The organism is Rhodococcus sp. M8, assembly GCF_015654185.1.
In the GTDB taxonomy this organism is placed as follows: domain Bacteria; phylum Actinomycetota; class Actinomycetes; order Mycobacteriales; family Mycobacteriaceae; genus Rhodococcus; species Rhodococcus aetherivorans.
The window spans coordinates 2,291,260-2,303,337 of the sequence record NZ_CP064065.1; the positions used below are offsets into that span (position 1 = coordinate 2,291,260).

Sequence of the window (12,078 nt, forward strand, 5' to 3'; positions counted from 1 at the left end):
CTACCAGGTGACGTTCTCCTCGCAGCGCCGCCCGTTGACGGTCGTCTCCACCTGGACGGTGGCGTGTTCGAGCCCGTGGGAGGTGAGGACGGCGCGGGCCGACTCGAGCACCCACTGCCCGTCGTGGTCGCTGATCAGGTGCACGGTGGCGACGTCCATGCCGGTGGTCAGGGTCCACACGTGCAGGTCGTGGACGCCGGTGACGCCGGGAAGGGCGGACAGGTCGGCGCGCACCCCGTCGACGTCGAGGTGGGCCGGCGAAGCCTGGGTGAGGATGCGCAGCGACGCCGCGGCCAGGCGCACCGCCCGCGGCACCACCCACAGGGAGATGAGGACGCCGACGACGACGTCGGCGAGGCTCCAGTCGAACAGCAGCACGAGGGCACCGGCGACGAGCACCCCGACGCTGCCGACCGCGTCGGCGAGCACCTCGAGGTAGGCGCCGCGCACGGCGAGGCTGTCCTTGGCGTCGGCCCGCAGGAGCAGCATGACGACGAGGTTGGCGGCCAGGCCGGCCGCCGCGGTGACCACCAGCGCCGTCCCGGGGATCTCCGGGGCGTCACCGATGCGGCGGATCGCCTCGTAGAACACCCACACCGCCACCGCGAGCAGCAGCGCGGCGTTCGCCATGGCGGCGAGTACCTCGGCGCGGTGCCACCCGAAGGTGCGCGCGGCCGCCGTGCTGCCCCGCCGGGCCAGGATCAACGCGACCATGCCCATGGACATGCCCACCACGTCGGTGAGCATGTGGCCGGCGTCGGCGAGCAGGGCCAGCGAGTCGATCCACAGGGCGACGCCCGTCTCGAGGATCAGGAACGCGACCAGGACGACGAGGGCGATCGCCATCCGCCACAGCCGTCCCTTCGACGGGCCGGCCCCGCCGGGAGTGCTCGTCCCGGAATGGCCGTGCGAGTGGCCGTGTCCGACGCCCATGGTCCTCCCTCCGAAGTTTCGGCAATCATATGCAGACATACGCATATGTTCAACGGAGAGGGGAGCCGTCAGGACTCGGGGGGATACGCCGGATGCTCCACCGTCGGGGGCAGCGTGGCGATCGCCGAGACCCGCTCGAGGCCGGCCACCTGCAGCAGGTCCACGATCAGCGAACGAATCTGCGCGAACACCACCGTCGAGGACAGGCCCGCCCCCGCCACGAGGTCCGGCTTCATCTCCCGGGCCACGCTGCGCAGCACCCGGGCCGCCTCCGCCTGATCGGGCTGCTCCCCCGGCTCGGCGAGGACCATCAGCCGCAGCACGTCCACCGCCCCGGCCAGCTCCTCGATGCGCCGCACCAGCCGCGGGTCGAGGATCTCGTCGTCGCGCACGAGCGAGAGCGACCGGCGCGCCAGCACCCGCGTGTTGCGCATGGCGTTGTCGATCGGGTCCGCCGCGGCCATGAGGCGCTCGAGCCGGGGCCGGCTGTTCCAGTACAGCGGCGAGATGCGGCTCACCTCCTTGCCGCCGGAGATGTTGGCGCGCATCGCGTCGATCGCCGACTGCGTGGCCCGGGCCTCCCTGAGGGCCGCCTCGATGGGTTTCGGGTTGTTCTCGACCAGGCCGGCCTCGACCTTGCGCAGCACGTCCGCCGTGGTGGACAGCACGTTCGCCGCCTCCCGCCGCGCCCGGCGCACCGGGTGGGTGGGGATGACGGCGACGACGGCGATGCCGACCAGCCCGCCGATGAGGGCGTCGACCATTCGGTCGATACCCCCGGACCCGCCGGGCGGGATCAGGGTCGCCACCAGCACCGCCGAGTTCCCGGCCTGCATGGAGAAGATCGGGCCGCTGTTGAGCGCGACCGCCGTGCCCATCGCCATCGCGACGACGAGCGCGATCTGCCACGGGCCGCTGCCGATGAACGAGATGATCAGGTCGCCGACACCGATGCCCACGGTGACACCGCAGACGAGTTCGACCGACCGTCGCATCCGCGCACCCAGTGACAGCCCGAGCGACACCACCGCCGCGATGGGCGCGAAGAACGGCTGCTCGTGCCCGACCGGCCCCGTGGCGACCCACCAGGCGATGCCCGCTGCCAGCGCGCACTGCAGGATCGGCAGCGCCGAGGAACGCAGGCGGCGCCCCGACGTGCGCAGCCGCCGGCGCGTGCCCACCCTGGTGGGTAACCGGGGACTAATCGACGCCAAGTGCTTCGGCGGCGCGCGGGTCGCAGTCCTCGAGCAGGTCGAGGCAGCGGGCATGCTCGTCGGCCTCGCCGATCTCCTTCGCCGCGCGGGCCAGCGTCGCGACGCACCGCAGGAAGCCCCGGTTCGGTTCGTGGTCGAACGGCACGGGACCGAAGCCCTTCCAGCCGTTGCGGCGCAACTGGTCGAGACCGCGGTGGTAGCCGGTGCGGGCGTAGGCGTAGGCCGCGATCGTCTCGCCGCGCCCGAGGGCGGCTTCGGCCAGGTATGCCCAGGCGATCGACGCGGTCGGGTGATCGGCGGCCACCTTCGCCGGGTCCTCGTGGTTCAGCAGCGCCGACTCCGCCTCGTCGTCGCCGGGCAGCAGGGTGGGTTGGGGTCCGAGAAGGTCACCGAAAGACGTCATGGCCACCATTGTGCCCACCGCCCGAAGACGGTCGATAGGCTGCCCGGGAGAACAGCCGTCCGTCCAGCAAGGGGGATCGCGTGCCGGATCCGAAGAACGAAGACACCACCACGTCTCCCCGTCCGGCGACGGACACCCCCCGGTCCTCCGCGGAGCACGACGACGCCGAGGACCCGGCACCGCGCGCGGGCTCGGAGCGCGACACCCCCGGCGACGACGCGCCGGCCCCGGCCGGTGCCGCGGATCCCGCCGCCGGCGGCCCGGACGCGCCGGCCGCACAGCCCGGGCCGGCCGCGGCGAGCGAGGCGGCGACCGTGGCCATCCCGGCCACGCGCCGCGCCGAGCCCGCGCCCTCCCCCGCCGACGCACCCACCGCACGCATCCCCGTCACCACGCACACCCCCAAGCAGGCGCCGCAGCGGATCGAGCCCGATCGGGCGGCCGGACGCGCGGAGCCGCAGCGGGTCGCCCCCCAGCGCGCCGAACCGCCGCGCGTCCAGCCGACGCGGGTCCCGCCGCCCCGGCCGGAGGCGCGGCGTGTCGAACCCCAGCGCATCGAACCCCAGCGCATCGAACCCCAGCGCGTCCAGCCGGTCCCGGGGCCGCAGCGCATCGACCCGGTCGCACCCGCCCGGCGCGGCCGCCGGGGCTGGGCGATCGCGGCCCTCGTCGCGGGCCTGCTCGTCGTCGCCGCGGTGGCGGCCGCGGCCGTGAAGGTCTACCTGGACGACCGGGCGGCGAACTCGCCGGAGGCTCGGATCCGGACCACCGTCGAGACCTTCGTCCGGGCGCTCGCCGCCGGCGACCTGACGACGCTGCGCACCACGACGTGCGGCGGCCTGCAGGAGTTCTACGCCTCGGTGCCGCCCGAGCAGTTCGCCGACATCCACCGCACCGCCGTCGACCAGGGCACCGTGCCCGTCGTCACGGGCATCGACAAGGTGCAGATCACCGACGGCCAGGCCATCGCGCAGGTGACGGCGCACCCGGCCGGCACCCCGACCGACGTCACCCAGCGCACCTTCGACCTGGCCCGGGAGGGCGAGGACTGGAAGGTCTGCGGGGAGTGAAACGACACGAGCGGTGACGCGGGCCGGGCCCGCGTCACCGCTCGTGTGGGATGACGGCGCAGGGACGGATCAGCCGGCGGACACCGAGCGGCCCGCGGACTTGAGGTCGTTGCAGGCCTCGACGACCCGAGCGGTCATCGACGCCTCGGCCTTCTTCAGGTAGCTGCGCGGGTCGTAGGTCTTCTTGTTGCCGACCTCGCCGTCGATCTTCAGCACACCGTCGTAGTTGGCGAACATGTGGCCGGCGATCGGGCGGGTGAACGCGTACTGGGTGTCGGTGTCGACGTTCATCTTCACCACGCCGTAGCTCAGCGCCTCGTCGATCTCCGACTTCAGCGAGCCGGAACCGCCGTGGAAGACCAGGTCGAACGGCTTCGAGCCGGCGGGCAGGCCCAGCTTCTTCGAAGCGGCGGCCTGGCCGTCGGCCAGCACGGACGGCTCGAGCTTGACGTTGCCCGGCTTGTAGACGCCGTGGACGTTGCCGAACGTCGCGGCGAGCAGGTACTTGCCCTTCTCACCGGCGCCGAGCGCGTCGACCGTCTTCTCGAAGTCCTCGATCGAGGTGTAGAGCTTCTCGTTGATGGCGTTCTCGACGCCGTCCTCTTCACCGCCGACGACGCCGATCTCGACCTCGAGGATGATGTTCGCGTCCTTCGACAGGGCCAGCAGCTCCTGGGCGATCTGCAGGTTCTCGTCGATCGGGATGGCCGAGCCGTCCCACATGTGCGACTGGAACAGCGGGTTCTCGCCGTTCTTCACCCGCTCCTGCGAGATGGCGAGCAGCGGGCGCACGAAGCCGTCCAGCTTGTCCTTCGGGCAGTGGTCGGTGTGCAGCGCGATGGTGACGTCGTACTTCGCGGCGATGACGTGCGCGAACTCGGCGAGCGCGACGGCGCCGGTCACCATGTCCTTGACGCCGAGGCCGGAGCCGAACTCGGCGCCACCCGTCGAGAACTGGATGATGCCGTCGCTGCCGGCGTCCGCGAAGCCCTTGATGGCGGCGTTGATGGTTTCGGACGAGGTGCAGTTGATGGCCGGGAACGCGAAGGAGTGATCCTTGGCGCGGGCGATCATCTCGGCGTAGACCTCGGGAGTCGCGATTGGCACGGCGGCTGTCCTCCAGATGAGAGTCGATGGGTGCCTCCCCGGGGGTGCGGGAGGCGCCAGGGTTGTCCCTGCAGTATGTCAACTGCCGGCGCGGGGACACAGTCGGGTGCCCGCCGTGATTCGGGCCACCGGCATCCCACCGGTACTCTGGTGGCCGTGAGTGTGCTCGGAGGCCTGGAGTCCGTGACCGTCGTCCCGGAGAGCGTGACGAATCTGGCGTTGCTGCCGGGATTCCTGGACCCGGTGAACCTGCTCAACTCCTTCGGCACCTGGGTGCTCATCGGCCTGCTGCTCGTGGTGTTCATCGAGTCGGGTCTGCTGTTCCCCCTGCTGCCGGGCGACTCGCTGCTCTTCACGGCGGGCCTGATCGCCGCCTCGAAGTCCGAGGAGATCCCGCCGTTCGCGCCGCTGTGGGTGCTGATGGTGACGATCCCGATCGCGGCGATCCTGGGCGACCAGGTGGGCTACTGGATCGGCGCCAAGGGCGGCACCCGCCTGTTCAAGAGCTACGACGCGAAGATCCTCAACAAGCAGTACATCGACCAGTCCGAGGACTTCTTCCAGCGGCACGGTCCGATCACGATCGTCCTCGCCCGGTTCGTGCCCATCGTGCGCACCTTCGCGCCGGTCGTCGCGGGCGCCTCCCGCATGCGGTATCCGGTGTTCCTCACCTACAACATCGTCGGTGGCGTGCTGTGGGGCGCGGGCGTGACGCTGCTGGGCTACCTGCTCGGTCAGATCGCCTTCATCCGCGACAACATCGACATCATCTTCCTGCTCATCGTGTTCGTCTCCGTCGTCCCGATCCTGCTCGAGATCGGCAAGCACCTGATCGCCAAGCGCAGGGCCGCGGCCGTCACGGAGGCCGAGGCCACGGCCGACACGGTGCCGGTGCCGACGACCCGTCGCGACACCACGCCCTGAGCACGCGCGCGAACGCGTCCTCCATGATTCTCGCCGCGGAAACCTTCGGTCCTCTCGAAACCGCCGGGCCCGCCCTGGTGTGGCTCGTCGTCGTGACGTTCGTGTTCGTCGAGTGCGCGATCATCCTCGGACTGTTCCTGCCCGGGGACTCCATGCTGCTGACCGCCGGCGTCGTGCTGGCCGCCCACCATTCCGGTGCGGCGCAGGTGTGGGCCCTGGCGGTCGGCGCGATGGTGGCCGCGATCGCCGGGAACCAGGTGGGGTACGTGATCGGCCACCGTCGCGGCCACCACCTCATCGCCCGCCGCAACGGCCGATACCTCAACGCGGCCAACCTGCGGAAGGTCAATGTCCTGCTCGACCGGTACGGGTTCTGGGCGGTGCTGATCGCCCGCTGGATCCCGTGGGTGCGCACGCTGTCGCCGCTGGTGGCCGGGGCCGCCCGGATGAACCACACCCGGTACACGATCGCGTCCACGATCGGCGCGATCCTGTGGGCGCCCGTCCTGCTGCTCGTCGGGTTCTACTTCGGCGAATACCTCGAGCGGGTCTCGTGGCTGCTGCCGACGGTCCTCGCCGTGATGGCCGCCGTCCTCGTGGTGGGCACCGTGCTCGGCGTCCGGCAGTACCGGATCGAGATGGCGCGGCCCGCGGTGGACGTGGAGATCGCGGACGTCGACCCCGACTAGGAGTGCCCGGCCGCGAGAGCCGGATCCAGGAGGCGGCGCGGGGTGTCCGGGTCCAGGCGCACCCCGATGAAGACGATCTCCTGGCCCGGCGTCTCGCCGGTCAGAGACCACGGCTGCGCCGGTTCGAGCATCAGGTTGGGGCCGGCCTGCGACCAGATCGCCGCGGTGTCCGGGTCGTCGGCGAACCAGCAGAAGCCCTTGCTGCGCAGCACCCCGTGCAGGTTCTCCACCGCCGCCTCGAGCCGGGCCCGGTCGAAGGGGCGGTCGGCGCGGTAGACGACGCTGCGGATGCCGTACTCCTCGGTCTCCGGGGTGTGACCGCCGGCGAGTTCCTCGGCCCAGCCCGGGGCGAGCGCGGCCGCCTCCGGGTCGTAGCGGCCGGTGCCGAGGACCTCGTCGATCGGGACGGCGCCGTGGACGGTGCGCAGCAGCCGCGCCGTCGGGTTGAGCCGGCGCAGCGTGGCCTCGACGGCCCCGGCGACGGCGTCGCTCACCAGATCGGTCTTGTTGACCAGCAGCACGTCGGCGAACTCGACCTGCTCGACGAGCAGGTCGGAGATGCTGCGCTCGTCGCCTGCGCCGGCCTCGAGCGCGCGGTCGTCGAGGCGGTCGCCGCGCGCGAGTTCGGCGAGGAATGTGGCGGCGTCGACGACGGTGACCATCGTGTCGAGGCGCGCGAGCCGGCTGAGGCGGAAGCCGTCGTCGAACTCCCAGTCGAACGTCGCGGCGACGGGCATCGGCTCGGAGATGCCGGTCGACTCGATCACGAGATGGTCGAACCGGTTCTCCCGGGCGAGCCGCGCGACCGTCTCGATCAGGTCCTCGCGCAGCGTGCAGCAGATGCAGCCGTTGGTGAGCTCGACGAGCTTCTCGGTGGTGCGGTCGAGGCTGCCCTGGCCGGCGACGAGCGCGGCGTCGATGTTGATCTCGCTCATGTCGTTGACGACGACCGCGACGCGCGCGCCGTCGCGGTTGGCGAGGATGTGGTTGAGCAGTGTGGTCTTGCCCGCGCCGAGGAAGCCGGAGAGCACGGTGACGGGCAGGGGCGTCGCGACGGTCATGCCGTCGACGATAGCCGTTATCGATAACCGTTTTCAAAACGGGTGCCGTCGGGCCGCGCGGCGCTCGGCCCGGGCGCCCGCTCGGCGGCCACGGCGTAGGCCGACTCCATCAGCATCCACCCGCTCAGCTGCACCGACAGATCCCGCTCGGCCACCCCCGAGCTGCGCACCGTGCCGCCGGAGAAGCGCGCGATCCCGGGGGCCGTTCCCGGCAGCCGCGCCTGGACGGACCAGTCCCGCCCGAACAGGGGCAGCCCCTCGATCTGCAGGCGGTTCGCCCACGCGGCCTGCGCGGACGCGAGCACGATCCGCGCCGCGACCCGGCGCGCCCGTTCGTCCTCGGGATCGACCACCGGCAGCGTCGTCGCGACCATCGCCAGGTACCGGACGAGGATGCCGTTGAACAACCCACCGTCCCCACCGCCGCCGCCGGTGATCACCCCCCGTTCGGTCAGCTCGTTGTCGACGGCGTCGACGAGGGCGTGCACCCGCTCCCGGTGCCGCGGATCGCCCATCCGCACCGCCAGCTCCGTCTCCAGGCCGAGCACGACGCCCTGGCAGTACGTGTAGACGGCGCGCTCGACCCGGTCGCGCCGGATCCCGTCGAAGATCAGGCCGGTCTCCGCGTCGTGCAGCGTCTCGTGGATCCAGTCCGCCATCTCCTGGGCCCGCAGCAGCTTTCCGGTGCGGGCGAGCAGCAGGCCCGCCGGGCCGTTGGCCGGGGTGTTGTAGAAGTCGTCGCGGCGCCGCCAGGGGATGCCGCCGCCCCGCTCGGGCGCCCACGCCGCGAACAACTCGTTCTCGAGGACGGCGATGGCGTCGCGGCGGTCGACGTAGAGGTGTCGCTGCGCCCGCTCGAGCGCCAGGCCGAGCCAGGCCATGTCGTCGAAGTAGTTGTTGGTCCAGCCGGCGAGGTTGCGGATCCGGTGCGAGCGCGTCAGCCGCAGCACCCGGCGCCGGCGCCGCGGCGTCGCCTCCCGCTCGGCGGCGTCGACCGCGAGATCGATCAGGTGGGCCTGCCACCAGTAGTGCCAGGTGAGGAAGAGCCGTTCGCGGCGCACCGCCGGCCAGCCGACGACCCCGAGCGCGGTGCCGGGCAGCGCCCACAGCCGCCGCACGTGCCGCGACATGACTGCAGCCTCCGCGAGATCCGCCCGCTCGGCCCACACATCCGACATGTCGTCGCCAACCTCGTCTCACCGTCGCTACCGATACCAGCTTTCCCCTATCGGCCGCTCCCCGTCGAACGTTTCTTCACCAGGCCCGGTCGAGATCGGCGTGCTGCCGGATCCAGGCGTGCATCGCGATCCCGGCGGCGACGCCGGCGTTGATGCTGCGGGTCGAGCCGAACTGGGCGATGGACACGGTCGTCGCCGCGACCTCCCGCGCCCGCGCCGTGACACCGGGCCCTTCCTGGCCGAACAGCAGCATGCACGCGCGGGGCAGCTGCGCGGTCTCGAGCGGCACCGATCCGGGTGTGTTGTCCACCGCGACGATCGTCAGTCCCCGTCCGGCTGCCCAGTCGATCAGGGAGTCGACGTCGGGGTGGTGCACGAGATGCTGGTACCGGTCGGTCACCATGGCCCCGCGACGGTTCCAGCGCCGGCGGCCGACGATGTGCACGGCGGCCGCCGCGAACGCGTTGGCGGTGCGCACCACCGTGCCGATGTTCGCGTCGTGCCCGAAGTTCTCGATCGCCACGTGCAGCGGATGACGGCGGTTGTCGATGTCGGCGACGATCGCCTCGCGCGTCCAGTAGCGGTAGGCGTCGACGACGTTGCGGCGGTCGCCGCGGGCGAGCAGCTCCGGATCGTAGCGCGGATCCTGCGGCGGTTCGGTGCCGAACTCCTCGGCCCACGGGCCGCACCCGTGCGGGTGCTCGCCCCACTCGGTGGGGCCGGGAGCGTCGTCGAGTTGCACGGTCAGAAGGTCGTGTTGGAGCCGGCGGCGATCGTGAAGCCGTGACCGGTGGCGTCGTTGGCGCAGGTGACGTCGGCGTCGGTGGTCTCGCACGTGTAGCCGAGCTTGCTCAGCCGCGATCCGCTCGGCAGCACCGGGTCGTCGCCGCCGGAGGTGTAGACCGAGCCGCCCGAGCACATGAACTCCGCCGGGCCCGCGTCCTGTACGCGAATACCGTTGCCCCAGTTGACCATACAATTCTCGGGACGCGGGGGGACCGGATCGGTGGCACCCTCGCAGCCGGCCTCGGTGCGCGAGGGGAGTCTGACGATGCCGCAGCGGAACCCGCCGTCGGGGCTGGTGAAGTAGTACGACTCGTTGCGCTCGTACTGCACGTCCGCCAGCGTCGTCGGCGCGCTGTCGGGGGCCGGCGCCGGCGGCGTGGTCGTCGTGGTCCCGGTGGCCGTCGTGGTCCCGGGGGCCGTCGGCGCGGGTGCCGCGGTCGTGGTGGTGGTCGTGGCGGCCGCGCTCGCCGACGACGCGGCGGCCGGCTGCTCCCCGCCGTCCGCGGTCCCTCCGCAGCCGGCCAGTGCCAGCACCGCCACCGCGGCCGCACCGATCGACGACATCCGACGCACGTTCACCCGACTCCCTCCGTCGCTGATCCGTCCGCCACTCTAGCGAGACCGCCTCAGCTGCCGGTCACCCACCGGTTGACCAGGCGATTGAGCCGGGTGGGCGTAACCTGCGCGAGGGCGGCGAACGCCTTGGCCTGCCAGCCCACCGCGTGGTGCACACCCGACGGCCGCCGCCCGGGGCGGGTCAGGTCGTAGAGATCCCGGGCGACGTCGTCGGCGGTGAGCCGGATCCCGAGCCGCCGCGCGGCGCCGACGTTCAGGTCCCGGGTCATCGCCGTCTCGACGAACAGCGGCCACAACGCGATCACCCGGACGCCGTGCGGGGCCCATTCCAGATCGAGCGCCTCGGTCAGCCCGCGCACGGCGAACTTGGTGGCGCTGTAGGTCGCGAGCTCCGGCTGGCCGTAGAGCGCCGACGCCGAGCAGAGGTTGACCACCTGGGCGCCGGGCGTGCGGCGCAGGTACTCGAACGCGCTGTGGCAGCCCGTGATCGTGCCGGTGACGTTGACGTCGACCATCTGCCGGTGCCGTTCGAGCGCGGTCGTCTCGAACGGTCCCGACGCCAGGAGGCCGGCGTTGTTGACGAGCAGGTCGAGGGTGCCGTCGGTGCAGAACCCCTTCAGCGCCCGCTCCCAGCCCAGCGCGTCGGTGACGTCGAGAACGCCGGTGACGATGCCGGGCTGCTCCGCGGCGAGCACCTCGAGGCCCGCCGCGTCGACGTCGACGGCCGCGACCCGGTAACCGCGGCGGGCGAAGAGCAGTGCGGTGGCGCGGCCGATCCCCGAGGCGGCGCCGGTGACGAACACACTGGGTGAATTCATGGATGCAGCGTAGCGACGACGGACGTGGCGCAGGTCACGGACTATCCTGGCATCGGAGGAGCAATGAACCACGTTCGAGTCGTTCGTGCCGTCGCATTCGTCACCGCCGGGTACATCGTCGTCCTGGCGCTGTGGCTGGGCCTGTTCGTCGCCAACTCCCCCGAGGGCACCGTCCCCTACCAGATCATGTTCCTGCTGGCCGCGTACGGCTCGGCGCTGGGCATCGCCATGATCCTCGCCGGGCGGCCGCCGCGCGCCGACCGCCGCCTCGCCCGCCGCGGCCTCGAGGGCTGGGCCACCATCACCTCGGCCCGGCAACTCGGCCACACCGTCGACAACGGCGAGCTGACCGAACTGGACCTCGACCTGACGGTGCCGGGCTCCGAGCCGTACCACGGACGGGTGCTCTACGAGGTTGCCCGCGAGGATCTCGCCCGGTTCGAGCCCGGCCGGGTCGTCGGCATCCGGGTCGACCCCCGCGACCGCGACCGGATCGTCCTCTGCCCGTAGGCGACGTGCGCACGAAAGTGCCTGTCGCGCCCGTCGTTACCCGCGCAGGTGGCCCCGGCGCGCGCGAGTGCCGTCCCGGCCGAGGGCGAGCTTGCCCTCGACGAGGAGCAACTGCGCGAGCGCGTACGTCGCGAGCACGAATCCCTCCGCCGCGGCCCGGGTCCGCTGCGACCGCAGCAGCACCCGCCGCACGACGATGGTGCCGTCGGACAGGGTGAAGACCAGGCCGCCGGCGCCCAGCCAGCTGCGCCGGTCCTCGTTCGGGATCGGCAGTCCGGCCACCCGCCGGGCCCCGGGCGCGAGCGCCGGATCGGCGGCGAGGGTCGCGGTGGTGCCCAGCAGGGCGCCGTACCCGGTCAGCGGCGCCGCCACCTCCGGGGACCGTGCGCCGAGCAGACCGGCGGCCCCGAGCGCCGCGACCGCCCGCGGCACCGCCGCCGACCGCGTCGGACGGGCACCGCGACGCACCAGCAGGGCCGAGTAGCAGGCCTGCATCACGGCGAACGACGACGCACCGCGCAGCAGCCGGGCGTCGTCGTCCGGGTCGATCATGAACACGTCGCCGACGGTCGCGCCGGTCAGCCCGAGCAGCAACAAAGCGGTGTCGAGCCGGTCGGTGTGCGGGGCGTGCCGCAGCACCCGCACCGCCAGCGACGGGCCGATCAGCGGCTTGGCCACCCGCTGCAACCGCTCGTTGCCGAGCACCCCGCCCACGACCGTCGCCGCCGCGGCCGCGGCGAACACCGCATGCTCGGCGTTCCACTTGTCCCGGCTGAACCATCCCATGGCCGGCAGCGTACCGACCCGCA

General features: G+C 72.1%; 14 protein-coding genes. 4 read left to right on the top strand and 10 right to left on the bottom strand.

All coding sequences use genetic code 11. From position 1 onward, the window contains the following. From ISO16_RS10235 to ISO16_RS10245, 3 genes are all read right to left on the bottom strand, one after another. Positions 1 to 933 (bottom strand): cation diffusion facilitator family transporter, encoded by a 933-nt coding sequence (locus tag ISO16_RS10235; protein WP_029545414.1) that lies wholly within the window; start codon positions 931 to 933, stop codon positions 1 to 3. A 68-nt stretch (positions 934 to 1,001) separates the two neighbouring features. Beyond that, positions 1,002 to 2,147 carry an FUSC family protein gene (locus tag ISO16_RS10240; RefSeq protein ID WP_072635885.1) on the bottom strand — a complete coding sequence of 382 codons (1,146 nt, stop codon included), beginning with the start codon at positions 2,145 to 2,147 and terminating at the stop codon, positions 1,002 to 1,004. Continuing rightward, positions 2,134 to 2,550, bottom strand: coding sequence for a DUF3151 domain-containing protein (locus ISO16_RS10245; protein ID WP_029545418.1), 417 nt, complete (start codon positions 2,548 to 2,550; stop codon positions 2,134 to 2,136). The genes ISO16_RS10240 and ISO16_RS10245 overlap by 14 nt, the downstream gene beginning before the upstream one ends. 80 nt (positions 2,551 to 2,630) lie before the next feature. Here ISO16_RS10245 and ISO16_RS10250 point away from each other — a divergent pair, with 80 nt between their 5' ends. Next, a complete protein-coding gene (locus ISO16_RS10250) occupies positions 2,631 to 3,620 on the top strand; it encodes an Rv0361 family membrane protein (RefSeq protein WP_072635886.1) in 990 nt (329 codons plus the stop codon). Between the two features lie 69 nt (positions 3,621 to 3,689). On the opposite strand, the gene fbaA is transcribed toward ISO16_RS10250, so the two are convergent. After that, positions 3,690 to 4,727, bottom strand: a complete 1,038-nt coding sequence (gene fbaA / locus ISO16_RS10255; protein WP_006945356.1) for a class II fructose-bisphosphate aldolase — start codon at positions 4,725 to 4,727, stop codon at positions 3,690 to 3,692. Between the two features lie 150 nt (positions 4,728 to 4,877). Here fbaA and ISO16_RS10260 point away from each other — a divergent pair, with 150 nt between their 5' ends. Then, entirely contained in the window at positions 4,878 to 5,651 is a 774-nt protein-coding gene (locus tag ISO16_RS10260) for a DedA family protein (RefSeq protein WP_006945355.1), read from the top strand. 23 nt (positions 5,652 to 5,674) lie between these two features. After that, a complete protein-coding gene (locus tag ISO16_RS10265) occupies positions 5,675 to 6,340 on the top strand; it encodes a DedA family protein (RefSeq protein WP_006945353.1) in 666 nt (221 codons plus the stop codon). Here the strand turns inward: ISO16_RS10265 and ISO16_RS10270 are convergent. From ISO16_RS10270 to ISO16_RS10290, 5 genes are all read right to left on the bottom strand, one after another. Then, positions 6,337 to 7,401 (bottom strand): GTP-binding protein, encoded by a 1,065-nt coding sequence (locus tag ISO16_RS10270; RefSeq protein ID WP_065922232.1) that lies wholly within the window; start codon positions 7,399 to 7,401, stop codon positions 6,337 to 6,339. The two genes, ISO16_RS10265 and ISO16_RS10270, sit on opposite strands and share 4 nt — an antisense overlap. 17 nt (positions 7,402 to 7,418) lie before the next feature. After that, complete coding sequence (locus tag ISO16_RS10275; protein ID WP_072635887.1) at positions 7,419 to 8,579, bottom strand: glycoside hydrolase family 76 protein; 1,161 nt, start codon at positions 8,577 to 8,579, stop codon at positions 7,419 to 7,421. 76 nt (positions 8,580 to 8,655) lie between these two features. Next, positions 8,656 to 9,321 (bottom strand): TrmH family RNA methyltransferase, encoded by a 666-nt coding sequence (locus ISO16_RS10280; RefSeq protein WP_029545427.1) that lies wholly within the window; start codon positions 9,319 to 9,321, stop codon positions 8,656 to 8,658. 2 nt (positions 9,322 to 9,323) lie between these two features. Then, positions 9,324 to 9,944: a hypothetical protein gene (locus tag ISO16_RS10285; protein ID WP_083662295.1), complete on the bottom strand. Its 621-nt coding sequence runs from the start codon at positions 9,942 to 9,944 to the stop codon at positions 9,324 to 9,326. A 47-nt stretch (positions 9,945 to 9,991) separates the two neighbouring features. After that, positions 9,992 to 10,759, bottom strand: a complete 768-nt coding sequence (locus ISO16_RS10290; protein WP_044476450.1) for an SDR family oxidoreductase — start codon at positions 10,757 to 10,759, stop codon at positions 9,992 to 9,994. 63 nt (positions 10,760 to 10,822) lie between these two features. On the opposite strand from ISO16_RS10290, the gene ISO16_RS10295 reads away from it, so the two are divergent. Then, positions 10,823 to 11,269, top strand: a complete 447-nt coding sequence (locus ISO16_RS10295; protein WP_006945336.1) for a hypothetical protein — start codon at positions 10,823 to 10,825, stop codon at positions 11,267 to 11,269. A 36-nt stretch (positions 11,270 to 11,305) separates the two neighbouring features. Here the strand turns inward: ISO16_RS10295 and ISO16_RS10300 are convergent, their stop codons facing one another. Next, positions 11,306 to 12,055 (bottom strand): lysoplasmalogenase, encoded by a 750-nt coding sequence (locus tag ISO16_RS10300; protein WP_072635970.1) that lies wholly within the window; start codon positions 12,053 to 12,055, stop codon positions 11,306 to 11,308. Between the last annotated feature and the right edge of the window lie 23 nt (positions 12,056 to 12,078).

Coding starts and splice junctions, on each gene's coding strand:
- ISO16_RS10235 (WP_029545414.1), bottom strand. CDS start 933: ATGGGCGTCGGACACGGCCACTCGCACGGCCATTCCGGGACGAGCACT.
- ISO16_RS10245 (WP_029545418.1), bottom strand. CDS start 2,550: ATGACGTCTTTCGGTGACCTTCTCGGACCCCAACCCACCCTGCTGCCC.
- ISO16_RS10265 (WP_006945353.1), top strand. CDS start 5,675: ATGATTCTCGCCGCGGAAACCTTCGGTCCTCTCGAAACCGCCGGGCCC.
- ISO16_RS10270 (WP_065922232.1), bottom strand. CDS start 7,401: ATGACCGTCGCGACGCCCCTGCCCGTCACCGTGCTCTCCGGCTTCCTC.
- ISO16_RS10275 (WP_072635887.1), bottom strand. CDS start 8,579: ATGTCGGATGTGTGGGCCGAGCGGGCGGATCTCGCGGAGGCTGCAGTC.
- ISO16_RS10290 (WP_044476450.1), bottom strand. CDS start 10,759: ATGAATTCACCCAGTGTGTTCGTCACCGGCGCCGCCTCGGGGATCGGC.
- ISO16_RS10295 (WP_006945336.1), top strand. CDS start 10,823: ATGAACCACGTTCGAGTCGTTCGTGCCGTCGCATTCGTCACCGCCGGG.
- ISO16_RS10300 (WP_072635970.1), bottom strand. CDS start 12,055: ATGGGATGGTTCAGCCGGGACAAGTGGAACGCCGAGCATGCGGTGTTC.